Source organism: Paraburkholderia sediminicola, from assembly GCF_902859805.1.
Taxonomy (GTDB): domain Bacteria; phylum Pseudomonadota; class Gammaproteobacteria; order Burkholderiales; family Burkholderiaceae; genus Paraburkholderia; species Paraburkholderia sediminicola.
The window spans coordinates 327902-348049 of the sequence record NZ_CADIKC010000002.1; the positions used below are offsets into that span (position 1 = coordinate 327902).

Annotated in this window: 17 protein-coding genes and 1 pseudogene; 8 read left to right on the forward strand and 10 right to left on the reverse strand. The window is 61.8% G+C overall.

The window, feature by feature from the left end; translation table 11 throughout:
- Positions 1-250: 250 nt before the first annotated feature.
- The 4 genes and pseudogenes from R8871_RS10000 to R8871_RS10015 all read left to right on the forward strand — a co-directional run bounded on the left by R8871_RS10000 (position 251) and on the right by R8871_RS10015 (position 4192).
- A complete protein-coding gene (locus R8871_RS10000; RefSeq protein ID WP_175050289.1) occupies positions 251-1195 on the forward strand; it encodes an alpha/beta hydrolase in 945 nt (314 codons plus the stop codon).
- Between the two features lie 20 nt (positions 1196-1215).
- Complete coding sequence (locus R8871_RS10005) at positions 1216-2019, forward strand: enoyl-CoA hydratase/isomerase family protein (protein ID WP_175050290.1); 804 nt, start codon at positions 1216-1218, stop codon at positions 2017-2019.
- Positions 2020-2082: 63 nt separating this feature from the next.
- Positions 2083-3180, forward strand: a pseudogene (gene ribBA / locus R8871_RS10010) (bifunctional 3,4-dihydroxy-2-butanone-4-phosphate synthase/GTP cyclohydrolase II); the annotation flags it as partial.
- A gap of 145 nt (positions 3181-3325) precedes the next feature.
- Positions 3326-4192 (forward strand): SDR family NAD(P)-dependent oxidoreductase, encoded by an 867-nt coding sequence (locus tag R8871_RS10015; protein WP_175050292.1) that lies wholly within the window; start codon positions 3326-3328, stop codon positions 4190-4192.
- 95 nt (positions 4193-4287) lie between these two features.
- Here R8871_RS10015 and R8871_RS10020 read toward each other — a convergent pair whose 3' ends face one another.
- From R8871_RS10020 to R8871_RS10045, 6 genes are all read right to left on the reverse strand, one after another.
- Positions 4288-4578, reverse strand: a complete 291-nt coding sequence (locus tag R8871_RS10020; protein WP_143131643.1) for a hypothetical protein — start codon at positions 4576-4578, stop codon at positions 4288-4290.
- A gap of 406 nt (positions 4579-4984) precedes the next feature.
- On the reverse strand, positions 4985-5746 hold the full coding sequence (locus R8871_RS10025) for an ABC transporter permease (RefSeq protein ID WP_093633049.1): 762 nt from the start codon (positions 5744-5746) through the stop codon (positions 4985-4987).
- Positions 5743-6669 (reverse strand): ABC transporter ATP-binding protein, encoded by a 927-nt coding sequence (locus tag R8871_RS10030; RefSeq protein ID WP_175050293.1) that lies wholly within the window; start codon positions 6667-6669, stop codon positions 5743-5745. The genes R8871_RS10025 and R8871_RS10030 overlap by 4 nt, the downstream gene beginning before the upstream one ends.
- 191 nt (positions 6670-6860) lie before the next feature.
- Entirely contained in the window at positions 6861-8543 is a 1683-nt protein-coding gene (locus R8871_RS10035; protein WP_175050294.1) for a tannase/feruloyl esterase family alpha/beta hydrolase, read from the reverse strand.
- On the reverse strand, positions 8540-9646 hold the full coding sequence (locus R8871_RS10040) for an OpgC domain-containing protein (protein ID WP_175050295.1): 1107 nt from the start codon (positions 9644-9646) through the stop codon (positions 8540-8542). Before R8871_RS10040 ends, R8871_RS10035 begins: the two co-directional genes overlap by 4 nt.
- 467 nt (positions 9647-10113) lie before the next feature.
- Complete coding sequence (locus tag R8871_RS10045; RefSeq protein WP_175050041.1) at positions 10114-10287, reverse strand: hypothetical protein; 174 nt, start codon at positions 10285-10287, stop codon at positions 10114-10116.
- Between R8871_RS10045 and R8871_RS10050 the strand changes: the two genes are divergently transcribed.
- Positions 10235-11419, forward strand: a complete 1185-nt coding sequence (locus R8871_RS10050) for an acyltransferase family protein (protein ID WP_175050296.1) — start codon at positions 10235-10237, stop codon at positions 11417-11419. The two genes, R8871_RS10045 and R8871_RS10050, sit on opposite strands and share 53 nt — an antisense overlap.
- Before the next feature lie 191 nt (positions 11420-11610).
- Positions 11611-12405, forward strand: a complete 795-nt coding sequence (locus tag R8871_RS10055) for a sulfite exporter TauE/SafE family protein (RefSeq protein ID WP_175050297.1) — start codon at positions 11611-11613, stop codon at positions 12403-12405.
- A 307-nt stretch (positions 12406-12712) separates the two neighbouring features.
- Here the strand turns inward: R8871_RS10055 and R8871_RS10060 are convergent, their stop codons facing one another.
- From R8871_RS10060 to R8871_RS10070, 3 genes are all read right to left on the reverse strand, one after another.
- Complete coding sequence (locus tag R8871_RS10060; RefSeq protein ID WP_175050298.1) at positions 12713-13264, reverse strand: hypothetical protein; 552 nt, start codon at positions 13262-13264, stop codon at positions 12713-12715.
- 535 nt (positions 13265-13799) lie between these two features.
- A complete protein-coding gene (locus tag R8871_RS10065; protein ID WP_175050299.1) occupies positions 13800-15704 on the reverse strand; it encodes an AAA family ATPase in 1905 nt (634 codons plus the stop codon).
- A gap of 572 nt (positions 15705-16276) precedes the next feature.
- The gene (locus R8871_RS10070; RefSeq protein ID WP_175050300.1) at positions 16277-16561 is read right to left on the reverse strand and encodes a hypothetical protein; all 285 of its coding nucleotides are present in this window, start codon (positions 16559-16561) and stop codon (positions 16277-16279) included.
- Between the two features lie 291 nt (positions 16562-16852).
- Between R8871_RS10070 and R8871_RS10075 the strand changes: the two genes are divergently transcribed.
- A complete protein-coding gene (locus R8871_RS10075; protein ID WP_175050301.1) occupies positions 16853-17908 on the forward strand; it encodes an AraC family transcriptional regulator in 1056 nt (351 codons plus the stop codon).
- Here R8871_RS10075 and R8871_RS10080 read toward each other — a convergent pair.
- Positions 17905-19215 carry an MFS transporter gene (locus tag R8871_RS10080; RefSeq protein WP_175050302.1) on the reverse strand — a complete coding sequence of 437 codons (1311 nt, stop codon included), beginning with the start codon at positions 19213-19215 and terminating at the stop codon, positions 17905-17907. The genes R8871_RS10075 and R8871_RS10080 overlap by 4 nt on opposite strands.
- 261 nt (positions 19216-19476) lie before the next feature.
- Between R8871_RS10080 and R8871_RS10085 the strand changes: the two genes are divergently transcribed.
- Positions 19477-20100, forward strand: coding sequence for an ATP-binding cassette domain-containing protein (locus R8871_RS10085; RefSeq protein WP_175050303.1), 624 nt, complete (start codon positions 19477-19479; stop codon positions 20098-20100).
- Positions 20101-20148 lie beyond the last annotated feature (48 nt).

The window sequence follows — 20148 nt, forward strand, 5'->3', positions numbered from 1 at the left end:
CGCCAAGCTTAAGGGCCGTTCTGTTTGCTGGCATCGGGGGAAGTACTTAGCTGACAAAAGTTTCGCTGAGCGTGCGAACGAACTCTCGTCCAATCGGACGATGCCCCCTCAAAGCCGCCGCGTTTCAATGCGTTCAGCGTTGCGGCGTGCGTGCTGGATGCCCTGAATTGCGGCCCGATTCGCGTCATATACGGCCGCATCGCTTATACGCGGTATAGCCGCTTTCATGACAGTTTTCTCAGGAGACCCGATGGCGCTCGAACCTCAGGCGCAAGCCGTGCTCGCCGCTCTCGCCGGCATGCCCCCGCTCGATTTCGCGCAACTCAGCGCGCCCGCTTACCGCGCCATGCTTGCCGCGGGCGGCGGTTTTGCGCCGGGCGACCCGGTCGCCTCGGAAGAAGATCTGATGATCCCGACCGCGAGCGGTCCGATCGGCGCGCGCCTTTACCGGCCGGTGATAGAAGGCGACGATGGCCTGCTTCCCCTCACCGTTTTCTTCCACGGCGGCGGCTTCGTTTCCTGCGGGCTCGACACCCATGCCAACCTGTGCCGCTGTCTGGCGCAACGCGCGCGAACGGTCGTGCTATCGGTCGATTACCGGCTCGCGCCGGAAGCGCGTTTTCCGGCCGCCGCGCTCGATGCATGCGACGCCGTGCGCTGGGCCGCATCCAACTCAGCCGATCTGCGCGTGCGGCCCGGCGCGCTTGCCGTTGCCGGCGACAGCGCGGGCGGCAATCTCGCCGCGGTAGCCGCGCAGCAGTTGCGTCATAGCCACGTGAATATCGCGCATCAACTGTTGTTCTACCCGGTGGTGGATTGCGCAACCGAATATCCCTCATACGAATCGATGGGCGACGGCTATCTGCTGACGGCGGACATGATGCGCTGGTTCAAGGACCAGTATTTCGCCGCGGGCGCCGATCGCGCCGATCCACTCGCCAGTCCGCTCGCCGCCACCGATCTCACGGGCGTAGCCAGCGCCACCATCATCAGCGCGGAATACGACCCGCTGCGCGACGAGGCCGAGCATTACGCGGCACGTCTCGCGCAAGCCGGCGTGCTCACCACCCATCTGCGCTGGCCGGGGCACATGCACGGCTTCGCCAGTTTTCTCGGCGCACTCGATGCGGCCGACCATGCACTCACGATGGCGGCGCAACGCTTACGCGATGCGCTGCACGTCCAGAACACCTGACTCCGCTTACCAGAAAAGATATGACTGCATTGATCCGCCTCGCGGCCGAAGACGGCATCGCGACGCTCACGTTCGACCGCCCCGAGGCACTGAACGCTCTCAACGAAGCGATGGCAATCGAACTGAACGCCAAGCTCGCACGCCTCGCTCACCACGACGAAATCCGCGCGATCGTGCTGACCGGCGCCGGCAACGCGTTCATGGCGGGCGGCGATTTGCAGACCATGCGCGCCGCACTCGACACCAAACCCGTGGTACGCGACCGCTCGATCGGCAAACTCGTGCGGCTCGCACAAACCGTGGCCGAGACCGTCACGGGTTCGCGCAAGCCGGTGATTGCCAGCGTCAACGGCGCCGTGGCGGGCTTCGGCTTAAGCCTCGTCGCGGCCTGCGACCTGGCTATTGCAGCGAAGAGCGCGACGTTCACCTCGGCGTATGGCCGTATCGGCACCTCACCTGATGGCGGTGCGACCTATACGTTGCCGCGCGCGCTCGGCACGAAGCAGGCTGCGCAATGGATGTATCTCGACGAACGGCATACCGCCGACGAAGCGTTGCGAGCGGGTTTCGTCAACTGGGTCGTACCGGACGATGACCTCACGGCGCAGACTCGCGCGCTGCTAAAACGGATGGGCGCGCTCTCGCCGGATGCGTTCGCGCAAACCAAGAATCTGATCCAGCATGCGCCCGAGCGCAGCTTCGCCGAGCATCTGTACGCGGAGCAGCGCAGCTTTCTGCACTGCGCGGCAGGCGACGATTTCCGCGAGGGCATTGACGCCTTCTTCGACAAGCGCGCGCCTGTGTTCGGCGCTGGCGCAGGTTGAGCGTCTCTTTTCGCTTTCTTCCATACGTAGCGCCAGTCACAGCAGCAGCACAGGGATAAACCCATGAAACTCGCCACCACCGACGAAATCGTCGCCGAGCTGAAAGCCGGCCGCATGATCATTCTGGTCGACGAGGAAGATCGCGAGAACGAAGGCGATCTGCTCATTGCCGCCGACCATGTCACGCCCGAAGCGATCAACTTCATGGCGCGCTTTGGCCGCGGCCTCGTCTGTCTGACGCTGACAGCCGAACACTGCGCGCGCCTGAAACTTCCGCCGATGGCGGAACAGAACGGCACGCAATACGGCACCGCCTTCACGGTCAGCATCGAGGCGGCAGAAGGCGTCACCACCGGCATCTCTGCCGCCGACCGCGCGCATACGATCCGCACCGCGGTTCACGCAGAGGTGCGCGCCGAAGATCTGGTGCAACCGGGCCACGTGTTTCCCATTGCGGCGCGGCCAGGCGGTGTGCTGGTGCGTGCCGGACATACCGAGGCCGGTTGCGACCTCACCGCGCTGGCAGGTTTAACGCCTGCCGCGGTGATCTGCGAAATCATGAACGACGACGGTACCATGTCGCGCCTGCCGCAACTGATCGAATTCGCGGAACTGCACGGCCTGAAGATCGGCACGATCGCCGATCTGATCCACTATCGCAGCACTCACGAGACGCTCGTGGAACGTGTCGGAGAAAGACCGTTGCACACGCCGTGGGGACCGTTTCGCGCCATTCAGTATCGCGATACCGTGCGGCAATCCACGCATCTCGCGTTGGTGCGCGGCACGCCTCTGCCCAATGTGCCAGTGCTCACACGCGTGCACGAATGCTTTTCGCTGCTCGATCTGCTCGACGCAGAACCGTCCGCGCATTCGTGGCCGCTGCATGCAGCGCTGCAAAAAATCGATGCGGCCGGATGCGGCGTGGCGGTGCTGCTCGATTGCGACATGCGAGCCGATGCGATGAATAGCAGCAACGGCACGCCGGCGCGCAAGGACGGCAGACTCTCAGGCATCGGCTCGCAGATCTTGCGCGAGATCGGCGTGCGTCGGTTGAATGTGTTGTCGAGCCCATTCAGGCTGCCGGCGCTGTCGGGTCATGAACTCGAGATCATGGCGTTCATTCCGCTTGGCGAAGCGGACCCGGATAACCCGCACGCTTTCGAACGCGCACTTGCCGCGCCGATGGCCAGCGCGCCGCCGATGTCCGCGCCGATGTCCGCGCCGGTTCGGTCCGCCGTAACGGTGCAGTTAAACGCTCAGTCCGCGTCATACGAACTCGAAACCTCCTCATGGTGAATCCTCGATGACTCAACGTCAAAAGCCCTATGTAGCCCTCGTCACCGGCGCTTCACGCGGCGCCGGCAAAGGTATCGCACTCGCGCTCGCCGCAACGGGCGCAACGGTCTACGTGACCGGACGCACGCAGCACGAAGGCGATGCGCCGTTGCCCGGCACGGTGCACGCGACAGCAATCGAAATCGACAGGCTCGGCGGCAAAGGCATCGCCCTTACCTGCGATCACGCCGATGACCAGCAGGTGGCGGAAGTATTCGACTACATCCGTCACAACAGCGGGCGCCTCGACATCCTCGTTAACAACGCCACCGCGTTGCATGACGAACTGATCCGCCCGGCACCGTTCTGGGAAAAGCCGCTGGATCTCGTGAATATTCTCGATGTCGGCCTGCGCTCCGGGTATGTCGCGAGCTGGCATGCCGCGAAGTTGATGGCCGCGCAAGGCGATGGGCTGATCGCGTTCACGTCCTCGTTCGGCGCAAGCTGCTATATGCACGGCGCGGCGTACGGCGCACAGAAAGTGGGTGTCGACAAGTTCGCCAAGGACATGGCCGTCGATCTGAAACCGCATGGCGTGGCGGCGGTTTCCATCTGGATGGGCATGCTGCAAACCGAGCGCACCGCGCGCGTGATCGCCGAGCATCCCGAGCAGTATGCGGGCTTCAGCGAACTCGCGGAGACGCCGCAATTCACGGGGCGCCTGATCGATGCGCTGTACCGCGATCCGCAACGTCAGCAGAAGTCCGGTTGGGTACTGGTCGGCGCGGAGCTTGCGCACGAATACGGTGTCACTGAGCTCGACGGACGCCAGCCGCCTTCGCATCGTGAGGCGTTGGGCGGACCGGTGCAGGCGCATCCGGCAATCGTGGCCTGATACGCTGCGCGGCACGTGTAGCACGGCGCAGCGGCTCCGAATGATGTGCTGGGCCGGGCTGTGCGGCTTCGTATCTTTTCCAGCATCACCAGCGACTAGAAACCTGTCACCACCATCGCATACACCAGCGCTGCGCCGCCCACCGCGCCGAGGAACGTGAAGCACTGTTCGTCCGCGCCCGAGCGGCGTGCCCAGATTCTTCCAGCGAGCGCAGCCAACCCGGTGATCCCCAAGAACAACGAAAGCGATGACCCGGCCGTACACACCATGCCGGGAAACTCGTCGTTCCAGGCGCAGGCATAGAGCTGCCGCACGGATACGCCGACCACGCCGATCGCCACCAGCAAACCGGCAATCAGTCCGTCCCGCTGAACTCTGGATTTCATTTGCATCCCTCCTCCATCGCACCCGCCCTCATCCCACTCGTCCCCATCCCTGTACGCGGCTCCAACGGCTGCCACGTGGCTGTGTGCCGGGGGATACGGTCGGCGGAAAAGCATGCCGCACCGCGCCCGGTTCATACCGTCATTGACGGCGATTGGGCTTGCGAGGGCATCGTCCGGATGGACTAAGGGGATAGCCTGAGGGGCTGCTGGCGGGGAATTGCCGGGGAATCGCGGCGGAATTGCGGAAGGAACTTGCCTGGGGGGAAAGCAGTGGACGTGACGACGAACCCCGTCACGTCCATTCAACAAAAGCACTAAACCTGCACGTCAGGCCGTTTGCAGCTTACCTACCAACCACGTCTCAATGACTTCTTCGATTGCCGCGTGCGTTTGAGTGGTGGGCTAGTTAGCTCTTCAACCGGTACCCGGTCTTGAAGATCCAGGCAACGATCACGAGAAACACCGCCAGAAACAACGCGGTCATTCCAAGGCTGACGCCAACGTCCACGTCGGCGAGGCCATAGAAGCTCCAACGAAAACCGCTGACCAGATAAACGATCGGATTGAACAACGTCACGACCTTCCAGAACGGCGGCAGCATATTGACCGCATAGAAACTGCCGCCGAGGAACGTAAGCGGCGTGATGATCAGTAGCGGCACGAGTTGCAGCTTCTCGAAGCTATCCGCCCAGATGCCGATAATAAAACCGAGCAGACTGAACGTGACCGCGGTGAGCACCAGAAACAGGATCATCCAGAACGGATGCTGCACCTGCAGCGGCACGAACAGGCCGGCAGTAGCCAGAATGATCAAGCCGAGCAGAATCGATTTGGTGGCCGCCGCGCCCACATAGCTCACCACGATCTCGAGGTACGACACCGGCGCCGACAGCAACTCGTAGATCGTGCCGGTAAAGCGCGGAAAGTAAATCCCGAACGACGCATTCGAGATGCTTTGCGACAGCAGCGAAAGCATGATCAGACCCGGCACGATGAACGCGCCATAACTGATGCCATCCACTTCCTTGATGCGCGAACCGATGGCCGCGCCGAACACGACGAAGTACAGCGAAGTCGAAATCACCGGCGCGATGATGCTCTGCATCAGCGTGCGCCAGGTACGCGCCATCTCGAACTTGTAGATCGCGCGGATTGCGTAGATATTCATTGGTTACCTCGGAGCAGACTGACGAAGATGTCCTCGAGCGAGCTTTGTGTCGTATGCAGATCCTTGAAGCGGATGCCGGCATCGTCGAGCGCTTTGAGCAGCGCGATGATGTCCGTACGCCCGCCGTCGCCCTCATACGTATAGATCAACTCGTTGCCACCCTTGGCGACATCCAGCCCATATCCGGCCAGCGCCGCCGGCACCGCCTCGAGCGAACTCTCCAGTTGCAGCGTCAACTGCTTCTTGCCGAGTTTGCGCATCAACTCCGTCTTCTCTTCCACCAGCATGATCTCGCCCGCATTGATCACGCCGATGCGGTCGGCCATTTCCTCGGCTTCGTCGATATAGTGCGTGGTGAGAATGATCGTCACACCGCTTGCAGTGAGCGAGCGCACCAGCTTCCACATATCGCGGCGCAACTCGACGTCGACACCGGCCGTGGGTTCATCGAGAAACAGCACGCGCGGTTCGTGCGAGAGCGCCTTCGCAATCAGCACGCGGCGCTTCATGCCGCCCGACAGCGTAATGATCTTGTTATCGCGCTTTTCCCACAGCGACAGATCGCGCAAGACCTTCTCGATGTAAGCGGGGTTTTTCGGCTTGCCGAACAGCCCGCGGCTGAACGAGACGGTCGCCCAGACGGTTTCGAACGAGTCGGTGGTGAGCTCCTGCGGCACGAGGCCGATCAGCGAGCGTGCGCCGCGATAGTCCGTCGCGATGTCGCGGCCGTCCACCATCACGCTGCCGACGCTCGCGTTGACAATGCCGCAAATGATGCTGATAAGGGTGGTTTTGCCCGCCCCGTTGGGCCCAAGCAAGGCGAAGATTTCTCCGCGATTGATCGCCAGATTGATGTTTTTGAGTGCATGAAAACCCGTGGCATAGGTTTTCGACAAATTCGTGACCGAGACGATAGGCTGCATGGATTCGACGATGGCAGACACCGGTATTGGATTAAAAGGGGGCGGGACGAATACGCCGCCGCACCCGCAATGTAATTGAAAGTGGGAAAGCGTGCAGCGCAACCGCGAGAATTCGGAGGAGCGGCTACCGCCGGCGAGCGTGTCAGCCTTTCAGGGCCGGCCGGGGTTCTTGCCAGACAGGCCGGGGCCTTTCACGGTTCGGCGCACGCGAAACTGCTGGCGAGATTCACATTGCCCTTGCCGCTATAGCGGGGAAACAGCGGGTAACGGCACAGCGGACGCGAGCGTCCGTTGGTCGCGGCCGCGATATCCGTAGCGGTCAGCGTTTCGGGCGATACGCCACGCGTCACCCAGTTGTCGAGCGCGCCCAGCAGATCCACCGAGGGGATGAACACGCCGCTGCCATGCTGGAAACCCGGCACCATGTAGAGCCGCATGAACGCATCGACCTGGTCGATGCCGAATCGATCGATCAGCGCTTCGTAGTAGGCGATCGTCTGGTTCGGGCTGATGACTTCGTCGGCGAGGCCTTGCAGTGTGATGAGCTTGCCGCCCTTCGCGATGTAGCGGGCGAGGTCGGGGTTCATCGCGCCGATCGTCTGCGAGAGCGCGATGAGCTGTCCGCGATATTTGCCGGGATGAAGCGGGTCGAACCTGAGCGAGTCGAACTCCGCGTCGTGAGCCACGAAGTAGCGGACGTAGCCGTCGCCCTGCGCGAACAGGTAGCCGTTGGCGAAGAAAGTCGGCACCGGCAAGCGCGCGGCTTGATGCCCCAGGCCGAGCATGCCGGTCAGATGCGTGCCTTGAAAGACGTTGTAGCCCCGATAGCCGCTAACATTCCACGCCAGCTTGTACGGCAACGACAGGCCGTCACGCATCAGCAGCAAGGTGGAGAGCTGCGGGTCGGTGAGGCACTCGTCATGCGAGGGGGCTCGTCCGGCGCAGCGCAGCGAGGCGATGATTTCCGCTTCGTGTTCCTTGCACCCCTCGACGTCGCTGATCACGCCGTCGGCCGCGCCATCGAGCCGGTCGCAAACCGCGAGCGTGCGTTGATACACATGATCGAGCAATTGCGGCGGAATGAAACCGCCGGGCGTAGCGTATTCCGCCTGACCGAGCTTCACGCCCATCAAACGCACGCCGGAGAAATTGAGCGCGGGCGAATTGGCGATCACGCCGTCGTAGTCGTCGGGATAGCGCTGCATCACGGTGTAGCCTTCGCGACCGCCTGTCGAGCCGCCGGCGAAATACATCCGTTGCGGCGGCCGGCCGTAAGCGCGTGCAATTAATGCGAGCGCGGTGTCGTGCGTTTTCTTCAGATGCGCGTAGCCGAAATTCGTGACCGCTTCGTCTACGAGGCCGAACACCGCGAGCGACGAATCGCCCACATGCCCCGAGTCGTCGCCGAAGGTCGCATAGCCTTGCGCGAGCGGCGCGCGATCCGGAGAGAACGGCATCACGCCCGTTCCGCTCACCACCACGCCGTTGTAGCCCCCGCCTCCGATCTGCAGCGCGCGGCCGTTCCAGCGGCGCGGCAGATTCAGATCGAAGCGGATATCGGGCGTACTGGCCTTGAGCGCCTTGATGCGCCCGGTGATACGGCAATATTCGCCGCCTTGCTGATTGCCGGGCGCCGTGGCCGCCACCATCGCCGCACTTTCGATCTGCACGCCGGCCGTCGGCAACGCGATCAGTTCTGGGGGCAACACCGCGCCCGCGAATTCCGCGCAACGCATGGCGAGCGGCGCGTCCTTGGGCGCGGCGCATGCCTGTGAGGCGTTCGTTAGCCATAGCACCGCGCCGGCCACCGTGACGGCCGTGCGTGAACGCCCCTTAGAAAGCCCATGACGGACATGGCGCACCCGCGCCCTCATCCGTAGCCCGCGCCGTTGACAGCCGCGCGCGAGCGCGGCCCTTTCCAGTCGTTCCAGCCGCGCGCGATCATCAGCACCGCGCCGATGGCGACCAGATCGCCGCCGAGTCCGATCAGCGTGCCGCGAAAACCGTGGAACGTATGGGGCGTTGCCGTATCGACGATCAACGACACCAGCGTGCCGGCGACAAAACATACGAGCCCGGTACGGCCGACCGTCACCACGGCAGGCAGGCGCTGTGCGAGCCACGCGATGCTGCCGGTGCGCACGAACTGTGCGGCGAGCCAGGCGATGACGAGAAAGTTGATCACGCGTTCCACGGAAAGGTTCTGTTTATTCACGCCGGGCAGAGGCTGCGTCAGCACAAAGAGTTTAACAATGGCGAACGCCAGCACCGCGACCACCGCGGCACGCGTGAACCAGTGCGCCGTGCGGGTGGCGTGAAAGCGCTCGCTGACGGGTTGCACCCGGCACAGAATGCCGAGCACGAACATCAATTGCCATGCAAACGGATTAAAAGCCCAGTCGGCCACGTCGTCAATGCTGAATAGCGAGGCCAGCGGCCGGGCAAGCGCCCAGATCGTCACGCTCAGGCCCAGCGCCGCAAGCGACGACCGGCGCGCCAACGGCACCACGAATGGCACGAATAGCGCAAAGATCACATACATGGGCAGCACACTCGACAAATACGGCTGGCGCCGCAGCACGGCAATATCGAATGCTTCGTGCAGCGGCTGAACCGCGAACGGCTGCCAGCCGGTCAGGTCGACCATCGGCTGGTTCAGATGCAATAGCGCGAGGACGGCGCCGGACAGCAGCGTCAATATGGCCGTCAATAGATAGGCGCGATAGATCTCCCAGCAGCGCCTCACGAAACGCATCTTCGCCGCACTCTCGCCGCGGCCCGCGAGTACCGCTGTAAACGCGGCCGCTGACGCATAGCCGCCGAGGAACACGAACACTTCCGCGGAGTCGCACAGAGCATACGTGTGCAACATCAGATGCGACAGCGTGCTGCCGGGGATGTGATCCAGCACGATGACGATCAACACAATGCCGCGGAAGAAATCCACTTCGATCGAGCGTCCGCGGCGGGTGTCCATTCTGGCTCTCGCAAGATGGCGCGTGCGTGCAACGCGCCGTGAAAAACGGTCATACACATGGGAGTTCCATGTAGGAACTCCATGAGAATAAAACGTTCCCAGCGAGACCGTGCGCCAACTCGACACGCGCTGACAACCGCCCTCTAAATGCATTCGGAGTGCCAGCAATCTGAAAATCAGATGTCGGCATGCAGTAATACTGAGTCGTCACGCCATGATTAGTGGAAAGTCTTGCAGCAAGTTTTGCGGCTTTCAGACCATCCATCACCAGCACGATCGGTAAAGGTCACTGAAAAAAATCGCCGATTGCGCTGCGCGATTTTTTTCGCTTTTTTTCATCGTAGGATGGTTTCATACAGGCCCGTCGGATCTCCCGCTTATCGCGCGATACCACCCCTCGACGGCGGCCACTCATGTGGACCGGACACGCTGCCGGGCTGATCCTCGATCTCCTGGCGTGCTGAGCGTCATTGCGACGTTTTCCCTTTGCCGTCGTTGACTTTGCCGTCACCGGTACGCTCCGGTCCTTCCACTCTCGCCCTGAACGGCAGCGCCTTGCGCGCCGCCTTCGCACTGGAAGATAACCACATGAACGACAGGATTGCAGGCTTCGACGGATTGCGCGCGATTGCAGTTCTCATGGTCTTTTTTCAGCACCGCTTATTCGGCGACATCGGCGAAATTGGCCATCTTGGCGTGTGGATCTTCTTCGCGCTGAGCGGCTTTCTGATCATCGGCATTCTGTCGGCGCAACGCGCGCGCATCGAAACAAACGCCAGCCGGTTCGGTGTAGAACTGAAACGCTTTCTGTTTCGCCGCACATTGCGCATTTTTCCGATCTACTACCTGATGCTGGTGGTGATGTGCGTGCTGATGGCGCTCGGCTTGGCGAGCCCGGAACTCGCGAGTGGCATGCCGTTTCATTTCGCCTATCTGTCGAACTTCTGGATCGGCTCGGTGCTGCATTACTGGCCGGGGCGTTACTCGCATCTCTGGAGCCTCGCGATCGAAGAGCAGTTTTATCTCGTGTTTGCGCCGTTATTGCTGCTGGTTGCGGTGCGGCGGCATCGCGCGGTGTGCCTCGCGATCGTCGCGCTTGGACTGGTTTCGTTGCTGGCGATGCGTGCGGCGCAGTGGCAAGACATCACGATCTATACGCATCCGCTGACCAACTTCTGGCTGCTGGCCCTGGGCGGAATTGGCGGCTTGATGATCGCCGGGAAAGAGAGCCGCTTGCGGGTCGTGCTCGGGCATGGTTTGACGCTGTTCGTATTGAGCGTGTGCCTTGTGGGCTTTTGTGCGACCGAGCCCATTTGGAGTCAGTTGGACAGTTCGCTTGCCTTCACGACGGTCAGCGCCTTGTACGGCCTGTGCATCGCGGCACTGGTGTGCTCGATTGCGTGCTGCCGCAACGCGGCCGTGATTGGCCTGCTTGAAACCGGCTGGCTGATGAACTTCGGGCGCATTAGCTACGGCTTCTACCTCTATCACAATCTGATTCCGGACCTGACCCGCAACCACCACGCCACGGCGTTCTTCGGCGGTACCGTGCCGCTGTGGGCACATGTCGCCGGGATTATCGCGTCGTTCCTGATTTCGCTGACCATGGCCGTGTTGTCCTGGCGCCTGATTGAAGCACCGATTCTTCGCTTGAAAACGCGGCGTGCGCCATTGGACACCACGACACCAATGGCTACGCAAACGCCGGCCACTTTTGCCCCTCGCAAAGGGCATGCGCTGAGAGATAAAAGCACCGCTTCAGATGCCGCCTGAAAGACTCATCCATTACGTTCTGCTTTCATGCGACATGAGTAAGGGCGCGGTATCATGCGGCCTCACCTGGCCGGCTGCTTCGACCCTTGCGCGACACGCAGGCACTGAACAGACCGAACGATAAAAACAAGCCACTGCCCGCGCGAACTCCGGTCCATCTGATCCGCGCGGTGGGCTCGCGGACTTCAACGATGTTTCATTTCAGTTTCGCCAACGGCGTGCTTGGCGCGAGCCTGCAGACGCTCAGCCTTTACGCGCTGCTCGGCATTGTTGCCGCGCTATTGCTGGGCGGGATGGTCAAGGGCGTGGTGAGTATCGGCGTGCCGCTGGTGGCGATGCCGATTCTCAGCCAGTTCATGCCGATCAAGGAGGCCGTTCTACTGCTGTCGATGCCGATCATTCTCGGCAATATTCCACAGGCACTGGAAGGCGGCGACATGCTGCCGACGGTCCGGCGCATTGCCGCGCCCTTGATCGGTACGGTGATCGGCAACATCGTCGGCGTGAGCGTACTGATTTCGCTTGCGCCCCATCGCGCGCAGGCTGCTGCGGGCATATTGCTGATCGTTGCCGCGCTGCTCCTGCTGCTTTCACCGCGGCTCACGCTGTCACCGAAATGGGCGAAGCCGGCGGGCTTCGTATTGGGATTCGGTGCAGCGGTGATGGAGAGCATCGCTTCGGTGCCGGGGCCTTTGCTGGCGATGTATCTGATCGCCACGGGCGCCACGGGAAAAGTCTTTACGAAGCAGATCGCGATAATTCTGGTGGTGTCGATTATCACGCTGGTTGCCACGTTTAGCGGCGGTGCGCATGCCAGCTGGAGCGACCTGGTCATTTCGGTCTGCGCGAGCGTGCCGGTGATCGCGGGAATACTGTTGGTACGGCCGCTTAGAGACAGATTGCCGCCGGGAGCGTTTCGCGTTCTGGTTCTGGTGTTCGTTCTGGCGGCCGCGGCGCAAATGGTCTGGAAATCCGGGGTTTTATAGGGGTTCGGGCTGCACATGCCAGCCCGTGGAACGCGGATTGCTCATCATTGTTCATAGCAATCCACCGGAGAGCCATCGTGGCAAACATGCCCAATCCCCCGAACGAGCACGAAAACAGGCCGGATGAAGACCCCGGCAGCCCGCCAACCGAGGTCTCCAAGCCTATTGGCGACGCCATCCCTACCCCCGTCGAACCGGGTCTCGATCAGCCTCTGCCGCAAAAGGGCGACACGCCACCACCCGCAAAGTGACGTTCCGGCTCTCGTGGCGGCGCCAGAAACGTGGTCGCCGCCCGTCAGTCAGTCAGCTAGCGTGACCCGAATGACACGACTTTCTGCCCCTCCAGACTGACCTCGACCGCCTCGGCGCAAGGCGCCTGGCAAAGCGTGCCGTCGACGGTAGCCCCGGCGCTCGGCAGCGTCTCGGTGATGATGATCGCTTTGATCACCCTGGCATCATCGGTCACCACCATTTCCAGTAGAAGTACCACCCCGCTGTCATACTGGATGGTCATCGTACCGGTGCAGTCGGATTTGATCGTGTAGACGCCGGTTTGATTGCCGACAAAATTGGTCTGGCCACCCTTTGGCGCGCCGCCGACGGTACCGGTATCGATCCGCGTAAAGTTGCCGGCCCCGTCGAAGGTCACGAGGGCAACATCGTTAAGCAGTTGTTGCGTGACAAACGGATGGACTCCGCCCGACGAATCCAGCAATCCAATCAGGTGGCCTTGTGCGCTGAACCCATACGCGCCGTTCAGCGTCCCGAGCGAGCACTTCCCGGCAGCCGTTGCCGCACCACTGAGCGCCAGAAGCGCCATGGCGGTGGCCGACAGCACGCTTATACGTTTGCTATTCATGTTCATCTCCTTCGTAAGCAAATCAGACGTTCAATTCAATTCATGTACTTCGGCTACCTAACTGAATTGAGCGAGCCATTCAAACCGGTTGAACAGGCACACCCCTACACGGCCGACGCTATTCGCGGAGCCTGCGATAAAAGGACGAAATCCATCTGCAGGATTACGTCCAGCGGAAATACAGCGCGGTATCGTCGGCGATTCGAGCAGCGCAAGCGTGCGGTGCCGGGGAGCCGAGAGCGGAAGATAATGATGGGTGAATTGCTTCACCGGGCAAGTGATTGATCGCCCGGTGCCGGCGGATGCGTGCGGAGGAATCGCACGGAAATCCGCGCATTGGCTGACTTCGTGAGTCGGCGGCGCATTAAGATTGCACCGCGAAATTCAGTATAGGCCGCGCATCCGGAAAAATCGGACAAAAGCGCGGCGGATTATAACGACGGCGTGGTTGCTCCCGGCTCACGCAATACGTGCGGACCCAGAGGTACACAGCCGCACGTATCGGCGTCAACTCATCGACTCTGCGCCGAACGGATCAAGCGGCAGCAGGCTCGTGAACGATCTTCAGTGCGCTCTTGTGCTCCTTGATCAGCCGGTAAACCGCTTCTCCCGGCACCGTCTCCCGCTCGAGCAGTTCGTCGGCAATGGCACGCAGCACGGGCTCGTAGGCATGCAGCAGCCCATAGCACAGCTCGTTCAATTCCTTGAGCAGCACGTTGGCGTGCTCGATGGCGCTCTTCATCTGCAGTCCCGCGTACTGCGACGGCAGCGCCGCGAGGCTGAACAGATCGCCATCGCGGTTGAAGCCGAACTTCGACACCATGTCGAGACTGATGCGCGACGCTTCCTGAAGATCCGACGCAGCGCCGCTCGACGCTTCGGAGAACGTGAGAATTTCGGCATTGCGGCCGCCGAGCAGGACCTGAATCTCGTTGCGGATCTCGGTTTCGCGGTACAGGTGCTTGTCTTGCGCCTTGGTGATGAGCGCGACACCCAACGCGCCGCCACGCGGCAAGATCGTGACTTCTTCCAGCACACCGGTTCCGAGCAGCGCGGCAACGAGACCGTGCCCCGCTTCGTGCACCGCGATACGTGTGCGTTCGTCTTCGCTCAATGCCCGCTCGGCGCCGCTCACGTCGCCGATGCGCGCAATCTTGATCGCTTCCATGAAATGCTTCGCGGCGATTTCCGTCTCGCCGGCTTTGCGCGCAACCAGTCCCGCCTGATTCACAACCATCGCGACCGTGGCCGGAGACAGGCCGGTGGTCAGGCGAGCGAGTTGGTCGTAGTCGATATCGGCGGCCTTCGACTTCAGCTTCTCCGCATAGAAGCGGAAAATTTTCGCGCGGTCTTCGCGGTCGGGCAAACGAACCTGTACCGTTCGATCGAAACGGCCTGGCCGGCGCAATGCCTCGTCCAGATTGTCGGGATGGTTCGTGGCCGCGACGATGATGACGCCTTCATTCGAAGCGAAGCCATCCATTTCGGCCAGCAACTGGTTGATGATGCGATTGCTCTCGGCTTCGACAGGACCGCCGCCGGTATCCGTGCGCTTGGCCAGGCCGTCGGCTTCGTCGATGAAGATGACCGTGGGGGCATTCTTGCGCGCGAGTTCGAACAGATGTTTGACCTTCTGTATGCCGACACCGTAGTACTTCGCACTGAAGTAGCTGCCGGTGATCGAAATGAAGTTCGCGCCGCATTCGCCGGCGAGCGCCTGGGCAAGCCGCGTCTTGCCGACGCCAGGGCCGCCGACCATCAGAATGCCGCACGGTGCGCGCACGCCCATCGACGTGAACTGCTTCGGATCGGACAGATAGCCGCGGATGTCCGCGAGCGCCGCCTTCGCTTCACCCGCGCCGATCACGTCGTCGAAACTCAGGGTAGGCGCCTTGCTGAGAAGCGAAGCGCCGCCTCTCATTTCGCGGCGCATGAACCACACCATGCCGCCGATCAGCAACAGCGGCAGCAGCAAGCTGATCGCGTCGCGCACCTGATTAAATACTGGCACCCAGCGCGATGCACCGGTGCGAATGTCGGCGTCGGGCAGCCAGACAAGTTGATAGGACGCGGCCTGATCAGCTTTGGGTTCACCAAGCAGCAGTGCGTGCGAAAACGTCGAGTTATGGTCGGTGACGAAGTATTTCGCACCGTCGCGCTTCGACACGAGAATCGCGTTGGGGCTCACGCCGATCGCGGCTACGTTGGCGTCGTGAATATCACGCAGCATTTGCGACGCGTCTTTCTCGTCATGTGTCCACGCCGAGGGATCGTGACGCATCTGATTCGCGATGCCGGTAAGCGCCGGAATTGTCTGCGCTTCGCGCTGCTGATAAAACCAGCTGCCCAGTGCGAGCAATACCGCGATTAATACCGCACTGACCCCAATGGCGATCTTGCGTGCGCGTCTGTTCCCAAGCGAGTTCTTTCCCGGCTTCATGAGTCACTTCCAAAAACGGGCCAAAGGAGCCCTGGTACTGGCTAAATACAGGTGATAGCGGTGGGTAGTCCGGCGATTTATATCGTCGGATTTAGGGGAGCGATCGGCGCGTTGAAAGCGATGACCTATTGTTCCGGCGCACAGTTTATCAGCGCTATATTCACTGTGTATTCTGCATACCTGAAAGTAACCGTGCCCTATTAAAAACGGTCAATATTGCGGTAAGCACGCAATATTAGAGGCACGCCTCCAAACGCGCTGGCGGCTATACGAACAGGTGTTGGGTTTGACGCAGGGAGGAGCCGAGCGAGCCCCGGCGAGGACGACACTTTCGTGGCGATCCCCAGCCGGTTGCTCAGCCAAGTCTGGAAGTGTGTGTTGCAACACCCCCAAACGTCCGATGGGCAAGGCGCCCAGCGGTTTCACAACTGACCGGCGAACCTCTGTGGGCCCGTCCGTATCATTACTGCACTCTCAGGTCCTTCTTTTTTATCGCCGGTACCTTGTGGCACCGATCTTCTCTCCTGCAACTACCCCGATCCTCGCAACCTTTCCCTTTAGCAAACCCGAACTCAGGCAGCGGTTCGCCGCCTCAGCTTCATCTGCGCTTCACTCCCGAGCCGGTCGAGAAGCTTGATGACACGTTTGCGCTGGCTGGCAAGCAACTCGTGAGTTTCTTCCAGCTCGCGAATGCGCTTTTCCCAGTACTCGTGATCTAGCGGAACCAGCACGCTAACCGCGTCACCACGCGTCACGTACTGGACCATGTTCTCAAGATGCTCCAACTGGCTATCCACCAGACTGGCCGGACGCAGCCCGCCGCGCTGGGCGATCGGTTGCCTGTTCGTGCCGCTCATCTTTCGATTCCCCGTAAATTGGCCGCCGGCAAAGCCTGGGCCTCGCACCCATTGCGCCGAAAATACCAATCGGCGCGCTTTCTGCGCGCAGTTGCGTTTTCCAGCGCGGAGCCTGTTATAAACGCATTGGTGGCCCGTCGATGAAACCGATCTGCATCTAATCATCCGACGATACCGCAGGTTTTTTGTTAGGCTTTACCATCCGTCTCAATATTCGACGACGGTGTGTTAAATATCTGGTTACCACCGCCACTCGCCAGAATCACACGCCTTGTTTGCAGCAACCGATCCATGAACCAGCGCACCTTACCGCCTCACCTGGCTGCCGCCGCAGCGGCCGAATCGCGCTCCGCCATTTCAACGAGCAGCTTCAGCACGCACGCGCTCACAGCCGACGAACAATTTCTGGCCTGGCGCCAGCGCGTGGGGCATGTGGTCGACGTGCCACCGTCGAAGAAGCAGGTCGCCCGGGGATTTCGCGGTGAGATCGATCTTTATGCGGTCGGCGGTATGGTGTTTACGGACTGCAGCACGGACGCGGTGCTGCTGGAACGATCGGTCGCACGGGTGTCCACAGACTCGCGGCGCGATTACGCCTTTCAACTGTTCGTGGAAGGCGAGGTCGGCCACGTAACGGGCATGCGCAAGAAACGCAGCGCGCCAGGATCGGTGCAGGGTATCGTCGCGTTCGATCTGAATCAGCCATTTCGGGCCGAGCGGCCCGAATGCCGGCTACTGAGCCTGTTCGTACCCGCTTCTATCGTGGACGAGGAACTGCGCGACGCCACAGCGATTCACGGCCGGGTCGTCCAGCAGGGTGCGCCGTTGACCCGTCTCGTGCTGGACCACCTGACGGCAGTCGCCCGGGAAATCCCCAGGCTCGACCCAGTCAGTGCGGCGGAGGCCTTACATGCCGGCGCCCAACTGCTGATAGCCGCTTTCCGCAAGGAGGCGCGACTGACCGGCGCGAGCCGGGCGGCAATGCAGGCCGCTCTGATGGGACAGGTGCGCCGCTACGTCGATGCCAATCTTCACCAGGGCGACCTCACACCCACCAGCGTGGTTCAGGCGTTACAGCTGAAACGCGCCACCATCTATCGCTGGTTCGAGCACGACGGCGGACTCGGCGCCTACATCCGCAATCGCCGCTTGCGGGAAGCGGCGGACGAACTGGTTCGTTTCCCGCATCTTCAGGTGACGGAAATCGCGTATGGACTCGGCTTTCAGAGCGCGTCCGATTTCACACGCGCGTTTCGCCGGGCCTTCGATATGAGCCCGCAAGACATGCGGGCGCGCGCCGTGGACCTGCAGCACCGCGGCGCGAGGGAGCGCTGGGGGAGCATTTAGGCCGGCGGCTGCGAGGCACCGGCAAGGCTGGCATCCGGCGCCTCTGCCTCGGGAAAGGCCTTTAATGCCGCAAGCGTAAGCAGGGTCGCGGCCATCAGATACCACGCTGGAACCATCGGATCGCCCGTGCGGTTGATCAGCCACGTCACGAGGAACGGCGAAAATCCACCGAACAGGACGACGCCGAAGCTGTAAATCATCGCAACTCCCGCCGCGCGCCGATGCACCGAAAACGCTTCCATCATCAGCACGGAACTCGGGCCGGCATTATTGACCGCAAGCGCGACGTACCCCGTGATGATGACGAGCGCGGCAACGTCGCCGACGCCGTGGGTCAGCGCCCAGAATGCCGGCCACGCGGCCGCCAGCGACGCCACGAGTGCTGCGTACTGCAACGTCTTGCGGCTCACGAAACGGTCGGCCGCGCGCGCCACGAGCGGCGTTACCACCAGGATCACGAGGCCCGACAGGCAGGCGGTCAGGAGACTGATTGCCGCTGGCCGATGCAGCGTACGAACCAGGTAGGCCGGCATATAGAAAACGGTGAGGTAGATGCCTACCGAAGGCGCCGCCATCATCAGGAGGCCGCAGACGAAGGGACGCGGGTACTCCGTGAACATGTGCCTCAGACTGAGCCGCGTACGCGGCAGCGGCGCGGCCACCGGCATGCGGCGACGCAGGTACCAGCCGACCGGTCCGATCAGCCCGCCCAGCACGAACGGAATGCGCCATCCCCAGTCATGCATGGCGGCAGGCGACAGCAGCGCCGTCGTGCACGCCCCGACCAGCGCGGCGGCAAAAGCGGCCGCGCCCTGGCTCGCGCCGCGCCAGCTCACCATGAAACAGCGGTGCCGGTAGGCGACCGACTCCATCAGCGAAGCCGACGCCGGCCCGATCTCGCCGCCGGCGGCGAGCCCCTGCATCAGGCGCGCGAGCACCATCAACACCGTCGCGGCCGGGCCGATCGACGCATAGCCCGGCAGGCACGCGATCAGCCACGTGCCAAGGGTCATCAGCGTGAGCGATACCGTCAGGCCGGCTTTGCGGCCACGGCTGTCGGCAATGTAGCCGATCATGATCGCGCCGAGCGGGCGCATCACAAATCCCGCGCCGAAGGTGGCGAGCGAGAGCAATAGCGACGACGCGGGATTGCTCGACGGAAAGAACAGATTACCGATGATGACGGCGGAAAAGCTGTAGACGGTGAAGTCGTACGCCACGAAGCCGTTGCCGATAACAATTGCCGTGACGATACGCCTGAGTTCGGCGCGGGACGGTTGGGCCGCTTTGCGGGCAGCAGTTTGCATGGATTGCGGTCGACGGGGGAACCGTCGAGGTATTCAGGAGATGGACAGAATGGCGGTAAAGCCTTTTTTAACGGCGCAAAAAGACGCAACTTTACACTGCACACGCGGATGCCGCCTCGCTTACCTCACCAGCGGGTGGTGTCATTGTTTGATGCGGAGGAATGCATCTGACCACGCTGCTACACTTGCAAACCGCTAACTTCCCGAAGAATCCTCGCTGCCGCCGTCCGGCACATTCTTCGGCTGACCACTCCGCACGTCATGCTTCGATTCGAGAACCTCAGCAAACGCTATAGCGAACGCATCATCTTTCAGGGGCTGCATTACGACACGGCTGCAGGATGCGTGGCGCTCAACGATGAATCCGGCAGCGGCAAGTCGACGTTGCTGGGCATCCTCGCCGGCACGATCGAGCCCGACGCCGGCGAGGTGTGGCTCGGCGGCCATTCGCTGCGCACCGCGCCGCGCGAGGCGACATCCGTGCTCACGTACGTGCCCGAAGACTGCATGACGTATCCAGAGCAGACCGGTCGTGAGTATCTGGCGCGTGTGGCGTTGGAGAGAAAGGCAGCGGTCGACAGCTACACGCTCAACCTGGCCCAGCGCTTCGGACTCGAACCGCATCTCGACAAGCGCTTCGAGCAGATGTCGTTTGGCACGCGCAAGAAATTCTTCCTGACCGGGGCCGTACTCGGCGAGACTAAAGTTGTGATCGCAGACGAACCGGTCGGCGGACTCGACGCATCGGCGCGCGGGGTGTTGGTCGATCTGTTTAAAACGCTGGCCGAAACCCGCACGGTTTTTTTCTCGAGTTATGACACCGCTTTTACGCACGCATGCGAAGCGAGAACCGTCGGTTTTGCAGACCTGGGTAGGCGCGGCTAGAAACACGCCGCACGTTGTTGGCGAGTCGACGCACCCTACCTTCAAGCC

Excerpts from the sequence above, each read along its gene's own strand:
- R8871_RS10000 (WP_175050289.1), top strand. The coding sequence starts at position 251 with ATGGCGCTCGAACCTCAGGCGCAAGCCGTGCTCGCCGCTCTCGCCGGC.
- R8871_RS10005 (WP_175050290.1), top strand. The coding sequence starts at position 1,216 with ATGACTGCATTGATCCGCCTCGCGGCCGAAGACGGCATCGCGACGCTC.
- R8871_RS10015 (WP_175050292.1), top strand. The coding sequence starts at position 3,326 with ATGACTCAACGTCAAAAGCCCTATGTAGCCCTCGTCACCGGCGCTTCA.
- R8871_RS10020 (WP_143131643.1), bottom strand. The coding sequence starts at position 4,578 with ATGAAATCCAGAGTTCAGCGGGACGGACTGATTGCCGGTTTGCTGGTG.
- R8871_RS10025 (WP_093633049.1), bottom strand. The coding sequence starts at position 5,746 with ATGAATATCTACGCAATCCGCGCGATCTACAAGTTCGAGATGGCGCGT.
- R8871_RS10030 (WP_175050293.1), bottom strand. The coding sequence starts at position 6,669 with ATGCAGCCTATCGTCTCGGTCACGAATTTGTCGAAAACCTATGCCACG.
- R8871_RS10035 (WP_175050294.1), bottom strand. The coding sequence starts at position 8,543 with ATGAGGGCGCGGGTGCGCCATGTCCGTCATGGGCTTTCTAAGGGGCGT.
- R8871_RS10040 (WP_175050295.1), bottom strand. The coding sequence starts at position 9,646 with ATGGACACCCGCCGCGGACGCTCGATCGAAGTGGATTTCTTCCGCGGC.
- R8871_RS10050 (WP_175050296.1), top strand. The coding sequence starts at position 10,235 with ATGAACGACAGGATTGCAGGCTTCGACGGATTGCGCGCGATTGCAGTT.
- R8871_RS10045 (WP_175050041.1), bottom strand. The coding sequence starts at position 10,287 with ATGAGAACTGCAATCGCGCGCAATCCGTCGAAGCCTGCAATCCTGTCG.
- R8871_RS10055 (WP_175050297.1), top strand. The coding sequence starts at position 11,611 with ATGTTTCATTTCAGTTTCGCCAACGGCGTGCTTGGCGCGAGCCTGCAG.
- R8871_RS10060 (WP_175050298.1), bottom strand. The coding sequence starts at position 13,264 with ATGAATAGCAAACGTATAAGCGTGCTGTCGGCCACCGCCATGGCGCTT.
- R8871_RS10065 (WP_175050299.1), bottom strand. The coding sequence starts at position 15,704 with ATGAAGCCGGGAAAGAACTCGCTTGGGAACAGACGCGCACGCAAGATC.
- R8871_RS10070 (WP_175050300.1), bottom strand. The coding sequence starts at position 16,561 with ATGAGCGGCACGAACAGGCAACCGATCGCCCAGCGCGGCGGGCTGCGT.
- R8871_RS10075 (WP_175050301.1), top strand. The coding sequence starts at position 16,853 with ATGAACCAGCGCACCTTACCGCCTCACCTGGCTGCCGCCGCAGCGGCC.
- R8871_RS10080 (WP_175050302.1), bottom strand. The coding sequence starts at position 19,215 with ATGCAAACTGCTGCCCGCAAAGCGGCCCAACCGTCCCGCGCCGAACTC.
- R8871_RS10085 (WP_175050303.1), top strand. The coding sequence starts at position 19,477 with ATGCTTCGATTCGAGAACCTCAGCAAACGCTATAGCGAACGCATCATC.